Below are 20,299 nucleotides of genomic sequence, written 5' to 3'. Positions count from 1 at the left end.
TAAGCGAACAGTTGTTCCGTTTTGGCATGTCTGATATGATAGATTCAGGAAATTTGAGGAAGGGGTGTGAGAGGGATGGCTATGTTGACGGATGAGATGCTTCTCGATTCCTATCATATGGCTGTTGAGTTGAAGTTGGAACGAGAGTTCATCACTCTACTGCTAGCCGAAATTCATAAACGGAACTTGGACACCGATTCCGGCAGCATCCTGCATTAATCAGATTTTTCGTATATAGAATAGATAACTTACGACATGATACGTATATAATGTGGGAGCTTTCAACCAAGTTCTACATATGGTTTGAAGAATAGAAAAGGTATCTTCGGTTCCGGGACGGGTGTAACCCCTTTCGGAACGAAGATACCTTTTTTTCTATGAATATGGATGTATTATGAAATTAAAATTCTTGCTGCCTTACAATTTCATGTTACTGCTGTGGCCCGGTGCCAATCTGGCCTCAGGATCGAAGTAAACCTTGGCATTGTTCACCGCGGTAGGTGCTTCACCAAATCCAACAGCGATCAATTTGACCTTGCCCGGATAGGTGGTAATATCGCCGGCTGCAAAAATGCCCGGGATACTTGTTTCCATACGGGAATCCACCACAATGGAGTTGCTTTCAATGGCGATGCCCCATTCGGAGATCGGACCGAGAGAGGACACAAATCCGAAATTGACAATGACATCGTCCACTTCAATCTCTTGCGTCTCTTTGGTCTTAATATGAGAAAGCGTTACCTTCGTAATCGTATCTTCACCATGCAATTCGGTGATCTCGGTTGGTGTAATGATGTTCACCTTCGATGCCATGAGCTGCTCCACACTATGCTCGTGAGCACGGAATTTGTCACGGCGGTGAACCAGTGTGACCTGCTCGGCGATGGGCTCGATCATGAGCGCCCAGTCTACCGCGGAGTCGCCGCCGCCGCTGATGAGAACCTTCTTGCCTTTGAAGCGGCTGAGGTCGTTGACAAAATAATGCAGGTTGGTCTTTTCGTATGCTTCTGCCCCTTCAATCTCCAGACGACGGGGTTGGAACGCTCCTACACCGGCTGTAATAATGACGGCTTTGGCGTGGTGTTCACCCAAATTCGTTTTTACGACAAAATGACGTTCTTCGAGTTTTTCCACAGCCTGTACTTTCTCTTCAAGACGAATGTCCGTTTTAAAGAGCTCCATTTGAGCGGACAGATTGTTCACAAGCTCTTGAGCGGTTACTTTCGGAAAGCCTGCTACGTCATAAATATATTTCTCAGGATACAGCGCAGCCAATTGGCCTCCAAGCTGAGGCATGCTCTCGATAAGTTTTACCGAAGCTTGGCGCATTCCGCCGTAAAAAGCAGCAAACATACCCGCAGGTCCGCCACCGATAATCAAAAGATCCGTCATATTGCTGTCTTGTGGCATCGTTGTCATGCGGTAAGCACCTCCATAAAATGAGTTTATATTCGAATCAGACAGACGTTCTTGTCCGGATAAAGCTGATTCACGAATTCCTTACCTATTATAATCGTCCCGAAGCGGCATGAAAAGACGAGAAATGTGTTAAAATACCTAACATTGGAATGGATGCGCTTACTTAGTAAGTGATGGGATAAATGGCGTAATGATTTGCATATTATATGGCAAAAAATTTCTTGATATTTGCATAGTTTATGCATATGATTAACGTGATAACTTGTGTTCATTACAGGGTAGTCACATATATTGTCAGCTGTAGCCGCAGTAAGGAAACCTTAGTGTTACAGCTGTTTTTGAACCTTAATGAACCATCAGGTCAAATGATGAAACGGGCTCTGATTAGGGCTCTTCTCTTTTTTTGGATGCAATTTCACAGAATGTTAACATGTGTACCATACTGTATATATAAAGAGTAAGCTGGAAGGAGCAATAGAATGAGCAGCATACCGAAGATCGTAATCCTTGGCGCGGGTTACGGAGGCATATTGACAGCGCAGCGGCTGCAAAAAGAGCTGAATTATAATGAGGCCGATGTTACATTGGTGAATCGCCATGATTATCATTATATTACAACGCATTTGCATATGCCGGCAGCAGGAACAGACAGCATTGAGAACACCCGGGTATCCATATCCAAGTTGATAGACGAATTCAAAATCGACCTGGTCAAATCCTCGGTTCAGGAAATCCGCCTTCACGATAAGAAGGTTATTCTTGAAGATGGAACATTATCCTATGACTATCTTGTCATTGGACTCGGCGGAGAGCCGGAAACCTTTGGCATTCCAGGACTCGCAGAGCATGCGATGACGATCCGAAGCATAAACTCGGTACGATTGATACGTGAGCATATTGAGTATCAATTTGCTTTATATAAAAATGAGCGCAGACCGCAAGAGCGCATTAACTTTGTGGTTGGCGGAGCCGGGTTCAGCGGCATCGAGTTTGTAGCCGAGCTGGCGGACCGCATTCCGAGACTGTGCAAGGAGTATGACGTCGATCCGACGCTGGTGAACATCTATAATGTCGAAGCCGCGCCAGCCGCGTTACCGGGGTTTGCACCGGAACTGGTGGAGTACGCCATGAACGTGCTTGAGAAGAAAGGCGTTACCTTCAAAATGGGCATTGCGATCAAGGAATGCCTGCCAGGTGGAGTCGTTCTGAACAATGGCGAAGAGATCCGGGCGGCAACGGTAGTATGGACCGGCGGCATCCGCGGAAACCGTTTGGTGGAAGCAGCCGGTTTCGAAACGATGCGAGGCCGTGTCAAGGTTGATGAATATTTGCGTGCTCCCGGATACGAGAACATTTATATTATCGGCGATAACTCCCTGATTTTTAATGAGGAAGGCAGACCTTATCCGCCGACCGCCCAAATGGCGATGCAGCAAGGCGTGTGCTGTGCCCAAAATATCGTTGCGGCGATTCGGGACAAGTCGATGCGCAAATTCGAGTTCCATAACAAAGGCACGGTAGCTTCTCTTGGACGGGGCGAAGGCATTGCGGTTGTCGGGGATAAGAAATATCAGGGATGGAAAGCGGCCCAGCTGAAAAAGTTGGTTGATCTGCGCTACCTCTTCATTATTGGAGGGATTCCGCTCGTCCTGAAAAAAGGCAGGTTTCTATAATGAGACACTGCAGCGTTCAAGTACGGGGGCTGCTCACCAGAGATGAGCTGGATCGTTATAACGCCCTGATGGAGGTCGGCTCCTATCTGGAGTCGCAGGAGCGGTACGATCTGGCTTACACCATTCAGCAGGAGGTCGACATTCTCATACTTCCTGCTATTGAGCGGCTCAAGGATAAGGGACGTGCCCGGGATCGGGCGACGGCTGAATATCTTGAAACCTTGCGCAAGCAAGAGCAAGATGAGGACGACGGCGAGGAATAGAAGAAGGGATGCTCTCGTGTAGAGAGCATCCCTTCTTTGACATTATAAGTTTTTTGGGGTCCCCGCAAAGTATTTGGAATAAACATCGTAGCATAGGCTCCACTTTGTGGGGATATTTTGTACATGCTGTTTATGTGCAGAAGGAATTATACCTTCATTAAATCTGTAAATGAAGCCTGATCGAGCAGGTTGCCGACATAGAACGGACCAAACTCGCCGAAACGCGCACTTACTTCGTCAAATCTCATTTCGTACACGAGCTTCTTGAACTGAAGCGCGTCGTCGCTGAACAGGGTTACGCCCCATTCCCAATCGTCGAATCCAACGGAACCGGTGATGATCTGTTTGACCTTGCCGGCATACCCGCGGCCAATCATCCCGTGGCTCTTCATCATGGCTTTGCGTTCGTCCATGCTGAGCATGTACCAGTTGTCCGACAAATCCCGCTTTTTGTTCATCGGATAGAAGCAGATATGCTTCGATTTTGGAAGGGTTGGCTTCAGACGGGCAATGACATGCGGATTCTGCATCGGATCCTCATCGGAGGAGCCAGCCAGGTAGTTGCTCAGCTCGACAATGCTTACATAAGAATAAGCCTTGGTGGTGAACTGGGCGAACGTTGTTTTGTTAAAGGCGTTCTCGATCGCGTTCAGCTCTTCCAGCGTCTCGCGCAAAAGCATGAATACAAAATCGGCTTTCTGACCGACGATGGTATATACAGCGGTACTGCCTTTTTGGGCAGCTTCGACGGCATCCCATTCCTCGCGGAACGCGTTCAGCTCGTCCAGCGCAAAAGCACGCACTTCTTCATCTGCAGCTTTCCAGGCCGGCCAATTGATGGTGCGGAAATCGTGCAGCGCATACCAGCCCTCAAGCGTCATTGCAGCTTCGTTCATGTGATCACTCCTAAACGTTATGTTCGTTATAATTGAAGCGGATGGCCGCTTGCATTAACTTCCTATATTGTACTGTAAGCGCAGTCGGAAGGGCAAACGCCGACACAATGTATTCACGATTGTTCGTTGATCTGTGACATTATTTTTAGTAAACTAGCTATTAGCTAAAGCTTGGTGTGCTGTTTCTTGCTGCAATAGAGTAGAATAGCTGCTACGCGTAGGTGATAAAGAAGAGGTGAAAACAGCGATCATGCTTCAATTTATTCCTGTGCTCGTGCTGATGATTTTGTTTTTTGTTATGATGTTCGGTATCGGTTTTATCCTAAATATGTTGATGAAGACGACCTGGTTTCCTTGCTTTCTGTTCGTGATCGTCATTTTGCCGGTCGTTGTATACAGCTTGTGGGATCGGGGCCAAATGTCGTTCTGGACTCACGTAGGATCCTTCCAACTGGTGGATTACTTAACGGGAGTGGCAGGTCTGATTGGTGCCTACATGAGCGGATGGACCATTAAGACATTGCGTATTAAAGGCTTTAGAATGTTTTAAACGCGCTTGGCGCAAATTGAAAGTAGTGTTGATGGCGGCTCTGCAATATCTGGGGGCCGTCATTTATTATTTGTGGAAGCATGCAAATGGCGGGCGCAAGAATTCCAGAATTTTTGATGCGAAAGAACCGACTTCGAAACGACGGATTTATGATAGAATAGAGGAAGTCTATTTTTGGGCGACAGGGGGAGCATAAACGATGCGCATGACTAATTTTTTACATTTTACCGAGAACCACCGTTACTGCGTATACCGTGACTTCTGCTTAAGCGGCCTGGATGACAAAATGCTTGGTTCGATTTATCAACCGATGGTTGGCGCGTTTGCTGTCAGTTTGTACCGTCTTCTCGTATCGCATGTGCCGGTGGAGAAGGTGGGTTACTCGTCTATTGAACAGCAGCGAAGATTATTTTTGACATTAGGGCTTGAGCCTAGTGAAAAAGGACGCCGATTTCTCATAGAGCAAACCTCGAAGCTGGAAGCGGTAGGTTTACTGCAGACAAGCCGGATGTTTGTCCCGGAAACGGATGACCATATCTATGAATATGAGCTGCAAGCACCGCTCAGTCCAGCGGAGTTCTTTAACACTCAGCATCTGACACTGCTTCTTCGCGACAAGGTGGGGAAATTCGCCGTTCTGTCGTTACGAGAAGAGCTTTGGAGCAAGGAACCCCTTGAATGGTCCGGTATTTCCTTCAACAAGGAGAACATTTCGGTTCCCTTTTATGATATTTTTGAGCTGAACACGCATGTCATTGATTATGAACTGGAGCAAGCGCTGGAAGAGGTCGCGGTGTCACGGAAGTCCACGGCGCCGCCAAATCCGCAAGGAGAAGGTCTGAACTATGCGGACATTATTCTCCGGTTCCCGCGTGAATCCCGCAATCGGGTCTTTGTGGAGCGTCTTCGCTACGACCACGAGCAGATGGGCATCGTGAATTACGTGGTGCGGAAATACGATCTCAGCACGCAGGATTTGTGCCGCCTGTTGGACGAGGACGGCATATTTACCGAGCATGGCGAGGTCGTGCTGGATGATCTTCAGCACAAGGCCAGTCTTCACTTTAGGCAGGGGATGAAGATGCAGGAGAAGCGGCAGATTACGGCAGGCAAGGTCGTTGCTTTGCGGCAGGAGATGACGGCCGATCCGGAAGAGCCGGCACAGGAGCATGCGGTAGAGATGGAATACTATGTGGAGGTTCCCGCTCAGTTCCAATCGAAGTGCGATATTCACCAATATAATATGATGCTTCGCAACGAGCCTTATACCCGGCTCCTGCAGACCTTCTTCCCGGGCTCGGTTCCAGTGCAGTTCCTGGACATTTTCGAGAAGATCGATCTGAGTTACAAGCTGCCGGGTGAAGTCATCAACGTACTCATTCATTATTTAATGTCACTCATGGCCGCAGGCGGCGAGCAGCGCATCAACCGCAATTTCGTGGAGGCCATTGCTTCCAATATGCTGCTGAAGCAGGTGAACAGCTATGAGAAAGCTGTTCAGTATATCCGCGATCAAGCCAAGATGAAAGGCAAGCAGAAGGCAACCACACAACGTACGCGTACATACGCTAAAGGCGGAAAGGTAAAGCCGGAAATTCCAGTGGCTTTGGAGTCCGATCAGGCGGAGGCCGTATCGGACGAGGAATTCGAAGAAATGATGCGATTTGCGGCAGAAATGCAGGCTGGCAGCAAGAAGGGCGGATAAAGAATCCTGCTTAAGAGAGGAGGGAACAAGAGATGGAGTCCCTTGGTGAACTGCTGGAAAGCATGAAAAGTCCTGCGCTACGGCGCAGAACCGAGCAGATTATGGAGGATTTGCTCAGGAATCCTCTGATTCAAGCATTGCGGAGCGAATACCCGGAGATCGATGACAGGGTCATTCGTTTGAATTTAAGCAAACTGTATCAATATGCGGGAGATCAAGCCCACTGCAAGGCATGTCCGGGTCTGGACCGTTGTCCGAATGATTTCCAGGGACATGTCAGCAAGCTGGATATCCAGCGGATGAATGGAACCGTGGAGATTTATGAGCGGAAGGCGCCGTGTTCCCTGCAGATTGCGAAAACCAATGAGGATCAGATCAAAAAACGGATTCGCAGCTTTTATGTCGATGAGCATGCCTTGAACGAAGGTTATGACAACATGGAGATTATGGCGAAGGACCGTCTGCGGGCACCTGCCGTGCACCAGGTGTTTAAGTACATCCGGGATACGAAGGAGAATGGATTGTCTCCGCGCGGCTTGTATCTCACCGGTTCGTTTGGTACGGGCAAGACCTACCTGATGGGCTACCTGATGCATGAGCTCGCGAAAGTGGGCCATTCGGGCGTTATCGTGTATATGCCTGATTTCGTGGAAGATCTGAAGACCATGATGCAGGACGGTCAGAAGCTGAAGGAAATGGTGGAGACGATGAAGCATTGCGATTTGCTGATCTTTGACGATATCGGAGCGGAGAATTTGAATCCGTGGGTTCGGGATCATGTCCTCGGTTCCATCCTGAATTTCCGGATGAACCGGCTGCCGACCTTCTATACGTCGAACTATCCGCTCGACGGGCTTGAACAGCATCTGAGCTTCACGAGCAAGGATGGCGAGGAGCTTCACAAAGGTCAGCGCTTGATGAACCGGATTGCGCCTTTTGTGGATGTCGTTCATTTATTCGGGGAGAACCAGAGAGGTAAATTCTAGTATTGCAAGCAAGCTTCCTATGGACAAACCTCCCATGAATTGTAAAAAGTCTGATCCCGTTAGCGTATGGAACGCGGCAGGGATCAGACTTTTTATTTACGCACAAGGAGTCATCAAGTACTAGCCGACCAAGAACTTGATAATGACGAATCCGAAAAAGATGATGGTCATAAAACCAAACATCCCCACGAAGCCCATCATCAAATCGCCAAAGTCATTGCGTGGTTCTTCATTGATGTGCTCCCGTGGATCGTTAACGCGTACGTTTACATCCATGGTGCTTGCCTCCTCAAAAGGTGAACATGCCGTGCCAACTCGAAAAACTTGACAGTCACCCGACTTGTTACTAGTAGTATACCCAATGCGCAAATCATTTGTAAAGATTGCATAAAAAACCCGTGAAATCCTCTTTCTTTAGGTGAGTATATTTCACTTTTTCCGACCGATTGTGGTATACTAAATTCGTCGACCCATTCGACAGTTATGATTCGCACTATACCTGATCTTATCCTGTGAGGAGGAGAATACAATGGCTATCGTCAATGTTACCGACCAAACCTTCGTGAATGAAGTTGAAGGTCAAGGAACGGTTGTAGTTGATTTCTGGGCGCCATGGTGCGGCCCTTGTAAAATGCTTGCTCCGATTCTGGACGAATTGTCTTCAGAACTCGGCGATGATGTAAAAATTGCTAAGGTGAACGTGGATGAGAATCCGGAATCCGCAGCACGTTTCGGCGTGATGAGCATTCCGACCATGATTTTCTTTAAAGACGGCCAACCTGTCGATAAAGTGGTAGGTCTGAACTCCAAAGAAGCCTTGAAAGGCATCATTGCAAAACATCAATAAGCAGGATTGGTCCTAGACCGCAATCTGCTTTCATACAGCGCCTTCGGTGAAACCCGGAGGCGCTTTGTGTGGTTATTCATAGTGTTTTATATTTATGGTTAATACTATATAATCTCCTTGGAGAGGAGGGACAGCATGGACGATTTTGCCAAACAGCTTCAGGAGCAGGAGAAGGCGCTGGAAAATATTCGCCACAAGCTGGCATTGCTGCCGGACCAGCCCGGCTGTTACTTGATGAAGAATCATGAAGGCACGATTATTTATGTGGGCAAGGCCAAAGTGCTGAAGAACCGGGTACGCTCTTATTTTACCGGAAGCCATAACGGGAAGACTCAGATGCTGGTTTCGGAAATCCGCGATTTCGAATACATTGTAACCGGCAGCAACATGGAAGCATTGATTCTGGAGTGCAACCTGATCAAAACCCATCAGCCGAGATTCAACGTGCTGCTGAAGGATGATAAAACCTATCCATATCTTAAAATAACGAATGAAGAGCATCCCCGTCTGGAAGTAACCAGAAGGGTGCTTAAAGATAAAGCCAAATATTTTGGTCCCTACCCGAATGCTTATGCGGCGCAGCAGACCAAGAAGCTACTGGACCGAATGTATCCATTGCGCAAATGCGGCGTCATGCCGAAAGAAGTGTGCTTGTACTATCATATGGGGCAGTGCTTGGCTCCATGTGTGAAGGAGATTCCGAAGTCTGCATATGAACAGATCACCGGGGAGATTACTTCATTTCTGAGCGGTGGGCATGAGGAAATCAAAAAGGAACTGCAGCGCAAGATGCAGGAGGCCGCGGAGGATTTGTATTTCGAGCGTGCCAAAGAGCTGCGGGATCAGATCATCCATATTGATACGCTGATGGAGAAGCAGAAGATTACGACGACGGATACGCGAGACCGCGACGTATTCGGTTATGCTGTGGATAAAGGCTGGATGTGCGTGCAGATCCTGTACATGCGCCAAGGGAAAATGGTGCAGCGCAACAAATCCGTTTTTCCGTTCTACGGCGATGCGCACAGCGACTTTATGTCTTTTATTGCCCAGTATTACAGTGATAATCCTGCATTGCCGCAGGAAATTCTGCTGCCTGAGCCCCTGCTGATAGAAGAGGCTGATTCGGAGTCGGTTACGGGAACGGCTGCGGATGCAGGTGTGCAAAGCCCAGAGGAAGCCGCGGATTCGGCTGTAGGGACATTGGGTGCGCAGCAGGCTGCCCTTGCCCAGGCACAGGAGGAGCAGGCGGAAGCTGCGGGCATCGTGGATGCAGCCGGAGGGGCTGCCGCCCTGCAGGAATGGCTCGGCGTGAAGGTGCATGTGCCGCAGCGCGGCTTGAAGAAGCAGATGGTGGGCATGGCATCGGATAATGCGAAGGTGTCCTTGGACGAGAAATTCCGCTTGATTGAACGCGATGAAGAACGCACCTCGGTTGCCGCGGCGAATCTGGGCGAAGTGATCGGCCTCCAGTCGCTGAACCGGATCGAGGCATTTGATAACTCGAACATTCAGGGGACCAATCCGGTATCGGCCATGGTTGTATTCACCAATGGGAAACCGGACAAGAAGGAATACCGGAAGTACAAGATCCGTACCGTGCTGGGACCGGACGATTATGATACGATGCGTGAAGTCATTCGGCGGCGGTACGAGCGCGTCTTGAAGGAGAACTTGCCGCTTCCCGATCTGATTGTGGTCGATGGAGGGAAGGGACAGATTTCCGCCGCCATCGATGTGCTTGAGAATGAGCTGGGGCTGTTTATCCCGGTCTGCGGGCTTGTGAAGGATGCCAAGCATAAAACAGCGCAGCTCATGGTCGGAGACCCGCCGGAGCCGGTTACGCTTCCCCGGGACAGCCAGGAGTTCTATTTGCTGCAGCGCATTCAGGATGAGGTTCACCGTTTTGCGATTTCCTTCCACCGCGAACAGCGCGGCAAATCGATGGTATCCTCCAAGCTGGATTCCATCCCGGGCATTGGAGAGAAGCGCCGCAAGCTGCTGTTAAAGCATTTTGGCTCAGTCAAAAAAATAAAAGAGGCTTCAGTCGAAGACTTCAAGCCCCTTTCAATCGGTGAGAAATTAGCAACGGAAATTCTTAAGGCACTTCGTGAGGAGGAGTCGTGACATACGGCTTCTCTTTTTTTGTTGGATTGAAACGGTAAATCGCATAGGCGACCATCGCCGGAAGCACCATGTAGAACGCACCCATCAGCAAGTTGCTCGTATCCTTGAGCAGGATCAGGCTAATGCCCATCAAGATGCTATTAAAGATAACATGGGAGAACATGGCCGCCAAATATCCGTATTTCAAAAAGATGTAGCTGAACAGCAAGCCGATGATAACCAGTTCAATGGGCCGGGAAATTACAGGGTATATCGGATAGAGCGTATGCCCTAGCGCCCAGATGATCGAGGTGATCAAACTGGCGACGAACGTATTGCGGACGATCTTTTTCAACATTTTGATCCCGAACAGTCGATAGACGGCCTCCTCGGATATGCCGGCCAGCCAAGCCATCAGCGGAAAGAGCCAAGGATAGAGCATGTTGTAAGGCGACTGTGTGGCATCCGTGGTGGACCATGTATTCAAGGTCAGGCCCAGAACGACAAAGATAATGGATTGGACCCCAAGCAGGATGAAAGCCCACATATACCCCAGCTTCATGCTGTCCAGCACATAATGACCATATCCGGGTTCTTTGGCGCGCGGCCATGGATTAAGCCCGTCTTCTTTGAGCCATAGCCCGCTGCCGCCGACAAGGGAGAAATAGAGCAGTGCGGAGAAGATGAGCGAATAGACCGCATAGAAGATCATCATCCCGAGTATGCCGGTTTGAGACATCCCCTCGGATTTGAAAACGGGAATCAGATTGTACGTATTCAGCATTTGAATGACAAACAGGAGCGCCGATAGGAACAGGCCGCGCTTAAACGATGTGTAGGCTCTGGTCTTCACGCTGTACACAATCGCAAGTATGCCAAGGATGAGGGTGAACAGGCCATACCCTGCGAGCGTCAGCAGCGTGGCATCTTGGGTCTGCTTGTTGACATAGGCGGAATGGGCGGCCGGGACCGAAAAAGATGGCTCATAGGAGCGTAATTTCCCCTGCTCGAAGGTGAAACGGTGCTCCAATCTGGAGTCGCCGATCTTGGAATCCGGGTCCACATACCGAAGCTGGGGTTCCCCTTCCCGCGTGATCAGCTCCAGATGCGACAGGTCATAGCCCGCTCGCTGGAGCCAAGGCTCCGCAAAAGCTTGCTTCTCGGCTAATGTCATGCCGTCCTCAACGACAAGCAGCATCTGTTTTTGCACATCGCCCTTGTTCAGCTCAATCCGGTCATAGCTGGAGCGGGCGTAATCGTATGAGAAGCCGACGATGCCTGAATTTTGCATGTGCACGTCCACATTGAGGGCATCGCCGCCCGGCTCGCTGAAGCGAACACGGTATACGTCATAGGGATATTTGGCTTCATAGGTTTTGTTGTATTCCGAAAGTCTCTTTTCCTTTGCCAGATATCCGTAAAGTTCCGATTTGGATTGATATGTAACCAGCGTGTCATCCGTTTTTGCAGCCGTAAACTGCAAGAACTCCTGAGCAAAGCTTGAAGCCGCTTGCCGAGCCTGCTCCTTGGATATGATATTCGGAGATGCCGTCTCGGCAGAATCCGTATTCGTCGACGGAAACACCTGAAATAACAGGAACAGAATCAGGCCGACTGCGGCAGGCGCGATGAGCTGCTTTAGATTGGGCTTCAGCTTCAAGGGCTCTCTTGCACGATTCATGAAATTCCTCCTCTAAGAAAGTTGATACTCCCACTGGTATTCTATATGCCTGATTAAGAACGCATAGAGTCAATATAACATAGTTATGAAAGTCATAAGCAGCTTATCCCAATATCCGGAATAATGAAACAAATCGATGAAAATGAATGAAAGGTTTCGAAAACGTTAGAGAACCCTATGCTTGTATTCTTGAATATGCCCAATTCGCGCTCTTTTAAAGATTTTTTGGGTGAAAAACGGCATTGGGTTACGTACCGGATTGCGTTATAATCACATCATGCTTCAAGGAACCGAATATTCCAGCCGAATTTCGTACTGAAAATGGGGGAACCATGTAATTGGGGTGAATTTCATTATTCCTAGAATAATGAATAGGGCGACCTGTGAAAATGCCCGAATCCGTCAGCTAACCTCGTAGGCTGCAGCACAGGAACCAGACCGTAAAGGGCACTGCGTTTTCCAGTGTCTTTTTTCTTGATTTTTTTTAAGAAGGTGACCGATTGAACTCTAAATTGAACTGGCTCAGGTTGTCTCCGCCGCAGATTCTCGTGCTTGGTTTCGCGGCTATTATTTTCATCGGGACGGCGCTGCTAATGCTGCCGATATCCACAAGTACAGGTGAACCGCTGGAATTTATCGATGCCTTGTTCACTTCGACATCGGCAACTTGCGTAACGGGCCTGGTAGTGGTGGATACAGGAACGACATTCAGCTCCTTCGGAGAGATCGTGATCATGCTGCTGATTCAGATCGGCGGGCTCGGATTCATGACGATGGCCACTTTGTTTGCCCTGGCTCTCAAAAGGCGAATATCGCTCAAGGATCGCCTCATTCTGCAAGAAGCGATGAATCAGTCCTCGATGGAAGGAATCGTAAGGCTGATTCGCAGAGTGCTCCTGTACTCCCTGATCATCGAGGCCTGCGGTGCCTTGATTCTATCGATCCGCTGGGCGTTTGATATGCCGATCGGCCAAGCGATTTATTATGGCGTTTTTCATGCGGTCACGATGTTTAACAATGCCGGTTTCGATTTGTTTGGCGATTTTCGGAGTTTGACCGGGTACGTGTATGATCCTGTAGTCAACGTTGTCGTGATGTTTTTGATTGTCTCAGGCGGCATCGGTTTTATCGTTTTATCCGATTTGATTGATTTCCGGAATCAGCGGAGACTTTCCCTGCACTCCAAAGTAGTGCTCACCATGACGGCTACCTTGCTGCTGGTTGGATTTATCGTCATTCTTATTTTTGAATTCACCAATCCGAGGACGCTCGGCTCCCTGAATTGGGGCGGAAAATTCTTCGGCGCATTATTCCAATCCGTAACGCCGCGTACAGCTGGCGCGAATACTATAGATATTACGGGGCTTAGACAGGCCACGCAATTTTTTATCGTTATTCTGATGTTTATTGGAGCATCCCCGGGGTCAACCGGGGGTGGTATCAAAACAACAACCTTCACCATTATGGTGGGGGCGGTCATCGCCATGATGCGCGGGCGTGAAGACATCGTCATGTTCCGTTATCGCCTGGCCCAGGAGCGGGTGCTCAAGGCATTGACCATTGCATTACTGGCACTGCTGCTCGTTCTAACCGTATCGATGATTCTGTCGACGACGGAGGAAGCGGATTTCCTGGAGATTCTATTCGAAACGACATCCGCCTTCGGTACGGTGGGTCTCTCCATGGGTTTAACGCCCGATCTGACGGTGTTCGGGAAGGTTTTGATCAGCATTACGATGTTTGCAGGGCGATTAGGGCCTTTGACGCTTGCTTATGCACTGGGGCCAAAAAAGGGTAAAGAATTATATCGTCATCCGGAAGGCAAAATGATTATTGGATAAGGGGTACTGGAGAGACATGAAACCAAAGCAATTTGCAATCATCGGTTTGGGGCGATTTGGCGCCAGCCTGGCGCTTGAACTGATGGAACAGGGATATGAGGTGCTCGGCATCGACCGAAATGAAGAGGTTGTCGAGGATATGAGCGAGCTGCTGACACACACGGTGGTGGCGGATGCTACCGATGAAGAGGTGCTTAAATCGCTCGGTATTCGTAACTTCGACTGCGGCATTGTTGCGATCGGAAACGATATTCAGATGAGCATCTTATCCGCGATCTTGCTGAAAGAGCTTGGTGTCGCCATGGTCGTTGCCAAGGCGATTTCGGTGCTGCACGGCCGGGCGCTGGAGAAGCTGGGCGTGGACCGGGTGATCTTTCCGGAACGGGATATGGGGATCCGGGTAGCTCACCAGCTAGTCACGCCCAATCTGCTTGACTATATCGAATTATCCAAGGACTATCTGATTGTGGAGATGACGGTCACGGACTGCATGGACGGAAAAACGCTTAGCGAGCTCAATACGAGGGTTCGTTACGGTGTCAGCGTGGTGGCCCTGAATAAACAATCCGGCATCATCGTGGCGCCGACAGCCATGGACGTGGTGAACTCCGGCGACATTATGGTCGTTATCGGCTCCAATGATAATGTGGATCGCTTTGAGTCCGAGGTCGTGAATATGCTCGAAAAATAAATATAGAAGAAAAAAACCTGACGGTCATGGATATCGTCAGGTTTTTTTCATTTTGTCCTCCTCCAGCTTACGGAACAGAATTTCCGTTTCGTCAATCCAGCGGCTGGCCGCCTTGCTTAGATCCGAGGCTTGGCCGTAGATCAGCGAAGTCGTCCGCCGGGTTTCGATGAGTGCCGGAATATGAATGTCGACAAGCCCGTTATCGGATAGCAGCTGCGGCCTGAGATAGGATTTGGGCAGAAGCGCGGCCGCCTTGCAGGTCGGGATGAGCCTGACGATCGCTTCGAAGGAGTCGATCTCCATCCGGATATCCGGCATAATGCCCCAGCGGTGGAACAGATCATCCGTCAGCTTGCGGTACCAGGTTCCAGTCGAGAAAATGATCATCGGCAAGCCTTGAAGCTGCTCGATTCCAACATCCTCGAGCTCCGCCAGCGGGTGTGAAGATGGGATGACAAGCTCCAGGTGGTCATCAAACAACGGGATGCAGTTTAATCCGGGCTGGTTAATGGAGGAGGCGACAATGCCGACATCGACGCGTTTATCTCTTACATAAGAAACGATCTCATGGGTCTTACCCGTAATCAGTTTGATTTCGGCAGCGGGATGACGCTCCATGAATGCGTTAACGAGCGGGGGCAAGGTGGTCTGAAGGGTGGTCAGGCTGGCCCCCAGGTTGATCGAGATCTGATCCCCCTCCCGGTAATGGGCTAACGTCTGCAAGAATTTGATCTGCTGCTGCCGCTGCTCCAGGGCAAAGGTGTAGACAATCTGTCCGATGGAGGTAAGCTCCAGCCGTTTGCCCCGGCGGTTGAACAGCTGCAGCCCGAGCTGGTCCTCCAGCTTGGCTATTTTCCGGGACAGGGCCGGCTGGGACAAGTTAAGCAGCTTGGAGGCCTGGTTTATGCTGGATTGCTCTACGACGACGGCGAACATGTCCAGTTCTTCGAACATGGAATTCCCCCTATTTAAATAGACATGCGTGCAAAACATTGCTTATGCGTATAGATTATAACGATTAATAATTATATTGCAATTCCATTATAAGAAAAAAAGGAGTAACATGAAACATGACACAAGTTGTTCACACGATTGCCGAAATCGGCAGCTTTTTGTCGTTGCAACGATTTAACGCTAGTTCATCAAGGTCGGTTTAGATGCCGAGTGGCCTCCTGATTCACTTCGTGATCAAAGCGGGCTTTGTGAACAACCTCTTTAGGACAGGGTAAGTGTAATTGTTCTGAAAATAGGAAAGATTGAAAATGAAAACGCTGCACATTGGAAAGGGGAACGTCAACTGATGAAAGGGTATTATTCCAGAAAGCTGCATTCTTTACTCGGTGTCATACCGCTTGGAGCATTTTTGCTCAGCCATATGATTTCCAACTTTAAGGCTTTCGAGGGTGGAAAGGAAGGCTTCGCAAGCGCGGTCCATTTTTTGAACAGCATGCCGCTGGTATTTTTCCTCGAGCTGTTCCTGATCTGGCTGCCACTGCTATATCACGGCGTCTACGGGTTATACATTGCTTACCAGGCGAATAACAACGTGGGCAATTACAACTATGAACGGAACATCCGCTTTACCATCCAACGGATCACCGGCGTTATAACGTTCGTTTTTGTTATCTGGCATATGTACGATACGCGTTTCCAAATCATGATCGGCAAAATCACACATGACGATTTGGGCGCCACGATGCACGGCATCATGAACAATCCGGTTCTGTTTGCTCTGTACGTCATCGGCGTTGTTTCCGCAACCTTCCACTTCGCTAACGGCCTGTGGGCGTTCCTCGTCAGCTGGGGCATTACCGTCGGTCCGCGCGCGCAGAAGGTATCCACTTACATCTGCATGGGCTTGTTCGTATTGATGAGCGTGCTGTTCGTTCTCGCTATGACCGCATTCCGCGGCTCCGAATTCCAGGCGGCGACGGCAGCGATCGATGTAGTTAAGACAGTCTTAAGTTAAGGGGAGTGAACGAAAAATGGCATCTAATATTATTGTAGTGGGCGGAGGCCTCGCCGGGCTGATGGCAACCATCAAAGCGGCAGAAGCAGGAGCTCACGTTCATCTATTCTCACTTGTACCTGTTAAACGCTCTCACTCCGTGTGCGCGCAAGGCGGCATCAATGGCGCCGTGAATACGAAAGGTGAGGGTGACTCTCCTTGGGAGCATTTTGACGATACGGTGTACGGCGGCGACTTCCTTGCGAATCAGCCTCCGGTCAAAGCGATGTGCGAAGCGGCTCCGGGCATTATCCACTTGATGGACCGCATGGGCGTTATGTTTAACCGTACGCCGGAAGGCCTGCTCGATTTCCGCCGTTTCGGCGGAACGAAGCGTCACCGGACTGCGTTCGCCGGCGCAACGACCGGACAACAGCTGCTCTATGCGCTTGATGAGCAGGTTCGCCGCTGGGAAACCGCGGGTCTTGTGACCAAGTACGAGAACTGGGAGTTCCTGAATGCGATCATCGACGACGAAGGGGTATGCCGCGGCATCGCTGCTCAGGATCTGCGCTCGATGGAGATCAAGTCGTTCAAAGCTGAAGCTGTCATTCTCGCAAGCGGTGGTCCTGGTATTATTTTCGGAAAAACGACCAACTCGGTGATCAACACGGGAACAGCGGCCAGTGCCGTTTATCAGCAAGGCGTTCATTATGCCAACGGCGAGTTCATCCAGATTCACCCGACAGCCATTCCAGGCGATGACAAGCTCCGCTTGATGTCGGAATCGGCACGCGGTGAAGGCGGACGGATCTGGACCTATAAAGACGGCAAGCCATGGTACTTCCTCGAAGAGAAATACCCTGCTTACGGAAACTTGGTGCCGCGCGACATCGCTACGCGTGAAATCTTCTCCGTCTGCGTCGATATGGGACTTGGCATTAATGGCGAGAACATGGTCTACCTGGACCTCTCCCATAAAGATCCGAAAGAGTTGGACGTTAAGCTTGGCGGCATCATTGAGATCTATGAGAAATTCATGGGCGACGATCCGCGTAAAATCCCGATGAAGATCTTCCCGGCAGTCCATTATTCCATGGGCGGCATGTGGGTAGATTACAACCAAATGACGAACATTCCGGGGCTGTTCGCAGCCGGAGAATGCGAGTATCAATACCACGGTGCGAACCGTCTGGGAGCGAACTCCCTGGTCTCCGCCATTTACGGCGGTATGGTGGCCGGACCGAAGGCGATTGAATATGTCAAAGGCCTGAAGAAGTCCGCTGAGGATGTTTCCTCCACAGTATTTGACCGCGCTGCGAAAGAGCAAACGACCAAATACGAAGGCCTGCTCAAGATGGAAGGAACCGAGAATGCTTATGTAATCCACAAAGAGCTCGGCGAATGGATGACCAACAACATGACGGTGGTTCGCTACAATGACAAGCTTGAAGCTACCATCGGGAAAATCAAGGAATTGAAGCAGCGTTACCGCAATATCAATATGACGGACACCTCCCGCTGGAACAACCAGGGCGTGGCGTTCACGCGCCAGCTGTGGAACATGCTGGAGCTGTCCGAAGCCATGACGCTGGGTGCGCTTCTCCGGAACGAAAGCCGTGGGGCTCACTACAAGCCGGAATTCCCTGATCGTAACGATGAAGAATTCCTCAAGACAACCAAAGCGACCTGGACGCCTGATGGACCGCAGATTTCATACGAAGAAGTGGATGTTTCCTTAATCCCGCCGCGTATTCGCGACTATTCGAAAGACAAGTAAGAAGGAAGGGGGATTTACGATGTCTCAAACGGCAGCCGCCTCAAAGAGCGTTAAGTTTATCATTACACGTCAGGACAATCCGGAAACGAAATCCTATACTGAGGAATTCGAAATTCCGTACCGTCCCGGCATGAACGTTATAAGTGCGCTGATGGAAATTCAGCGCAATCCCAAAAATGCGCAGGGCCAAACGACCGCACCTGTATGCTGGGACTCCAACTGCCTTGAAGAAGTGTGCGGAGCTTGCTCCATGGTCATTAACGGCAAGCCGCGCCAAGCGTGTGCGGCTCTGATCGATAAGCTGGAACAGCCGATCCGAATTCAGCCGATGAAGACTTTCCCGGTTGTGAGAGACTTGGTAATCGACCGCAGCCGCATGTTCACGGCGCTTAAGCGCGTGAAGGCGTGGATTCCGATCGATGGCACCTACGACCTTGGCCCTGGGCCTAAAATGGCGGAGAAGAAGCGCCAGTGGGCTTACGAGCTGTCCAAATGCATGACATGCGGCGTATGTCTTGAGGCTTGCCCGAACGTCAACGAAAAAACGGACTTTATCGGGCCTGCCGCCATTTCCCAAGTTCGCTTGTTCAATGCTCACCCGACAGGCGAGATGAACAAGGAAGAGCGTCTGGAAGCGCTGATGCAGGACGGAGGCATCGAGGGCTGCGGCAACTCGCAGAACTGCGTGCGTTCTTGTCCGAAGGGCATTCCGCTGACCACGTCGATTGCGGAAATGAACAAGGATACAACCAAACACCTGTTTAAGCGCTGGCTTAGCGTTTAATCGGTTAAGTCCAACATCAGAGCGTCTGACCGGGGCATGGCTTCGGTACAGGCGCTTTTCTGTTGTATCCTATAATTCATGTGTTTTTTAAAGATATTGAAATCGAGGTGAGTCACATGATCATTGAAAGACCGACTACGATAAAGGATATAAGCGATGACCTGGTTGCTCTGGGCGTAAGGAAGGGAATGACCCTGCTGGTTCATTCCTCGCTCAAGAGCCTGGGCGGATGGATCGTCGGCGGTCCGGAGGCGGTTATATTGGCCCTGGAGGATATTCTGGGGGATGAAGGGACTCTGGTGATGCCGACGCAGTCTACGAACTTAACCAATCCGAAGACATGGGGCAATCCTCCGGCCGACCCGAAATGGTGGGATCTGATCCGCGAAGGCATGCCTCCCTATGATCCGGCTCTAACCGTCACATCAGGGATGGGGATCATACCGGAAGTGTTCCGCAAGCAAGAAGGGGTCATCCGAAGCCTACACCCGCATGTTTCGTTTGCTGCACGCGGCAGGGATGCGAAGGCGCTTATGCACCCCCATTCGCTGGATTACGGCTTGGGAGAAGCCTCGCCGCTGGGGCGTTTATATGGAGCTGGGGCCTATGTGCTTATGCTGGGCAGCGGCTATGGCAATAATACTTCCTTCCACTTAAGCGAATATCGTGCGGATTGGGCAGGCAAGAAGGCGGTCACCGCCCACGCGCCAGTAAGCAGGGTACAGGGGATAACGGAGTGGGAGGCATTCCAGGATATCAACTATCATTCCGACGATTTTGAAGCGATTGGAGCCTCGTTTGAAGCGCAATGCCCCGGTGCATATAAGCATGGCCTTGTAGGAAAGGCAGACTGCGTATTGGCTGAACAGCGGGCCATGGTGGACCATGCCGCGCATTGGTTGGAGAAGAACCGTTAGATGTTAAACCAAGCAGTTGAACGCTTTCGTTCGTCTCGCATACGTGTTTTGGAGCTGTTTTTTAGCACGGGATCGGCTGGACATGAACGTTGTATAAAGTGAGCAGGAGCGAAACTACCAGCGACCTCCAGGTGCATAAATACCGTTACAAGGGTAATAAAGATGTAATGGTACAGTCTGCAGTGTCAGACCTCAAGCCAAAGGAGGGACTT

The 20,299-nt window shown here is 50.1% G+C and carries 19 protein-coding genes and 1 riboswitch; of the genes, 14 read left to right on the top strand and 5 right to left on the bottom strand.

Going from position 1 to position 20,299, the window contains the following annotated elements; genetic code table 11:
- Positions 1-75 precede the first annotated feature (75 nt).
- On the top strand, positions 76-219 hold the full coding sequence (gene sda / locus DP091_RS20865) for a sporulation histidine kinase inhibitor Sda (RefSeq protein ID WP_006212600.1): 144 nt from the start codon (positions 76-78) through the stop codon (positions 217-219).
- A gap of 198 nt (positions 220-417) precedes the next feature.
- On the opposite strand, the gene DP091_RS20860 is transcribed toward sda, so the two are convergent.
- Positions 418-1,419, bottom strand: a complete 1,002-nt coding sequence (locus tag DP091_RS20860) for an NAD(P)/FAD-dependent oxidoreductase (RefSeq protein ID WP_071222403.1) — start codon at positions 1,417-1,419, stop codon at positions 418-420.
- A gap of 479 nt (positions 1,420-1,898) precedes the next feature.
- Between DP091_RS20860 and DP091_RS20855 the strand changes: the two genes are divergently transcribed.
- Positions 1,899-3,092 (top strand): NAD(P)/FAD-dependent oxidoreductase, encoded by a 1,194-nt coding sequence (locus tag DP091_RS20855; RefSeq protein WP_076324836.1) that lies wholly within the window; start codon positions 1,899-1,901, stop codon positions 3,090-3,092.
- A complete protein-coding gene (locus DP091_RS20850) occupies positions 3,092-3,355 on the top strand; it encodes a hypothetical protein (protein WP_071222405.1) in 264 nt (87 codons plus the stop codon). Before DP091_RS20855 ends, DP091_RS20850 begins: the two co-directional genes overlap by 1 nt.
- 146 nt (positions 3,356-3,501) lie before the next feature.
- On the opposite strand, the gene hemQ is transcribed toward DP091_RS20850, so the two are convergent.
- Positions 3,502-4,251: a hydrogen peroxide-dependent heme synthase gene (hemQ, locus tag DP091_RS20845; RefSeq protein WP_113060083.1), complete on the bottom strand. Its 750-nt coding sequence runs from the start codon at positions 4,249-4,251 to the stop codon at positions 3,502-3,504.
- A gap of 250 nt (positions 4,252-4,501) precedes the next feature.
- Here hemQ and DP091_RS20840 point away from each other — a divergent pair, with 250 nt between their 5' ends.
- From DP091_RS20840 to dnaI, 3 genes are all read left to right on the top strand, one after another.
- Positions 4,502-4,801, top strand: coding sequence for a YuiB family protein (locus DP091_RS20840; RefSeq protein ID WP_015737411.1), 300 nt, complete (start codon positions 4,502-4,504; stop codon positions 4,799-4,801).
- A 199-nt stretch (positions 4,802-5,000) separates the two neighbouring features.
- Positions 5,001-6,506 (top strand): replication initiation and membrane attachment family protein, encoded by a 1,506-nt coding sequence (locus tag DP091_RS20835; protein WP_113060082.1) that lies wholly within the window; start codon positions 5,001-5,003, stop codon positions 6,504-6,506.
- 32 nt (positions 6,507-6,538) lie between these two features.
- Positions 6,539-7,492, top strand: a complete 954-nt coding sequence (gene dnaI / locus DP091_RS20830) for a primosomal protein DnaI (RefSeq protein WP_113060081.1) — start codon at positions 6,539-6,541, stop codon at positions 7,490-7,492.
- Between the two features lie 120 nt (positions 7,493-7,612).
- Here the strand turns inward: dnaI and DP091_RS20825 are convergent, their stop codons facing one another.
- Positions 7,613-7,768: a hypothetical protein gene (locus tag DP091_RS20825; protein ID WP_006212594.1), complete on the bottom strand. Its 156-nt coding sequence runs from the start codon at positions 7,766-7,768 to the stop codon at positions 7,613-7,615.
- A 253-nt stretch (positions 7,769-8,021) separates the two neighbouring features.
- Here DP091_RS20825 and trxA point away from each other — a divergent pair, with 253 nt between their 5' ends.
- Positions 8,022-8,339, top strand: a complete 318-nt coding sequence (gene trxA, locus DP091_RS20820; RefSeq protein ID WP_009592891.1) for a thioredoxin — start codon at positions 8,022-8,024, stop codon at positions 8,337-8,339.
- A gap of 135 nt (positions 8,340-8,474) precedes the next feature.
- Positions 8,475-10,466, top strand: a complete 1,992-nt coding sequence (gene uvrC / locus DP091_RS20815) for an excinuclease ABC subunit UvrC (protein WP_113060080.1) — start codon at positions 8,475-8,477, stop codon at positions 10,464-10,466.
- Here uvrC and DP091_RS20810 read toward each other — a convergent pair.
- A complete protein-coding gene (locus DP091_RS20810) occupies positions 10,438-12,126 on the bottom strand; it encodes a CPBP family intramembrane glutamic endopeptidase (RefSeq protein WP_113060079.1) in 1,689 nt (562 codons plus the stop codon). The genes uvrC and DP091_RS20810 overlap by 29 nt on opposite strands.
- A gap of 291 nt (positions 12,127-12,417) precedes the next feature.
- Positions 12,418-12,562: riboswitch (cyclic di-AMP (ydaO/yuaA leader) on the top strand.
- A 64-nt stretch (positions 12,563-12,626) separates the two neighbouring features.
- Here DP091_RS20810 and DP091_RS20805 point away from each other — a divergent pair.
- Both DP091_RS20805 and DP091_RS20800 read left to right on the top strand, forming a co-directional pair.
- Positions 12,627-13,967: a TrkH family potassium uptake protein gene (locus tag DP091_RS20805; RefSeq protein WP_113060078.1), complete on the top strand. Its 1,341-nt coding sequence runs from the start codon at positions 12,627-12,629 to the stop codon at positions 13,965-13,967.
- A 16-nt stretch (positions 13,968-13,983) separates the two neighbouring features.
- Entirely contained in the window at positions 13,984-14,658 is a 675-nt protein-coding gene (locus DP091_RS20800; RefSeq protein WP_009592874.1) for a potassium channel family protein, read from the top strand.
- 36 nt (positions 14,659-14,694) lie between these two features.
- Here DP091_RS20800 and DP091_RS20795 read toward each other — a convergent pair whose 3' ends face one another.
- Positions 14,695-15,612, bottom strand: coding sequence for a LysR family transcriptional regulator (locus DP091_RS20795; protein ID WP_113060077.1), 918 nt, complete (start codon positions 15,610-15,612; stop codon positions 14,695-14,697).
- 346 nt (positions 15,613-15,958) lie between these two features.
- On the opposite strand from DP091_RS20795, the gene DP091_RS20790 reads away from it, so the two are divergent.
- The 4 genes from DP091_RS20790 (at position 15,959) to DP091_RS20775 (ending at position 20,087) form a co-directional block, all read left to right on the top strand.
- Positions 15,959-16,627, top strand: coding sequence for a succinate dehydrogenase cytochrome b558 subunit (locus DP091_RS20790; protein ID WP_071222413.1), 669 nt, complete (start codon positions 15,959-15,961; stop codon positions 16,625-16,627).
- A gap of 16 nt (positions 16,628-16,643) precedes the next feature.
- The gene (sdhA, locus tag DP091_RS20785; RefSeq protein WP_071222414.1) at positions 16,644-18,386 is read left to right on the top strand and encodes a succinate dehydrogenase flavoprotein subunit; all 1,743 of its coding nucleotides are present in this window, start codon (positions 16,644-16,646) and stop codon (positions 18,384-18,386) included.
- A 19-nt stretch (positions 18,387-18,405) separates the two neighbouring features.
- Positions 18,406-19,170 (top strand): succinate dehydrogenase iron-sulfur subunit, encoded by a 765-nt coding sequence (gene sdhB / locus DP091_RS20780; protein ID WP_113060076.1) that lies wholly within the window; start codon positions 18,406-18,408, stop codon positions 19,168-19,170.
- A 116-nt stretch (positions 19,171-19,286) separates the two neighbouring features.
- A complete protein-coding gene (locus DP091_RS20775; RefSeq protein WP_113060132.1) occupies positions 19,287-20,087 on the top strand; it encodes an AAC(3) family N-acetyltransferase in 801 nt (266 codons plus the stop codon).
- Positions 20,088-20,299 lie beyond the last annotated feature (212 nt).

Origin of the sequence: Paenibacillus sp. MDMC362 (assembly GCF_003269305.1) — a bacterium.
Taxonomy (GTDB): Bacteria; Bacillota; Bacilli; order Paenibacillales; family Paenibacillaceae; genus Paenibacillus_AQ.
This window is presented reverse-complemented; position numbering and strand designations above follow the sequence as displayed.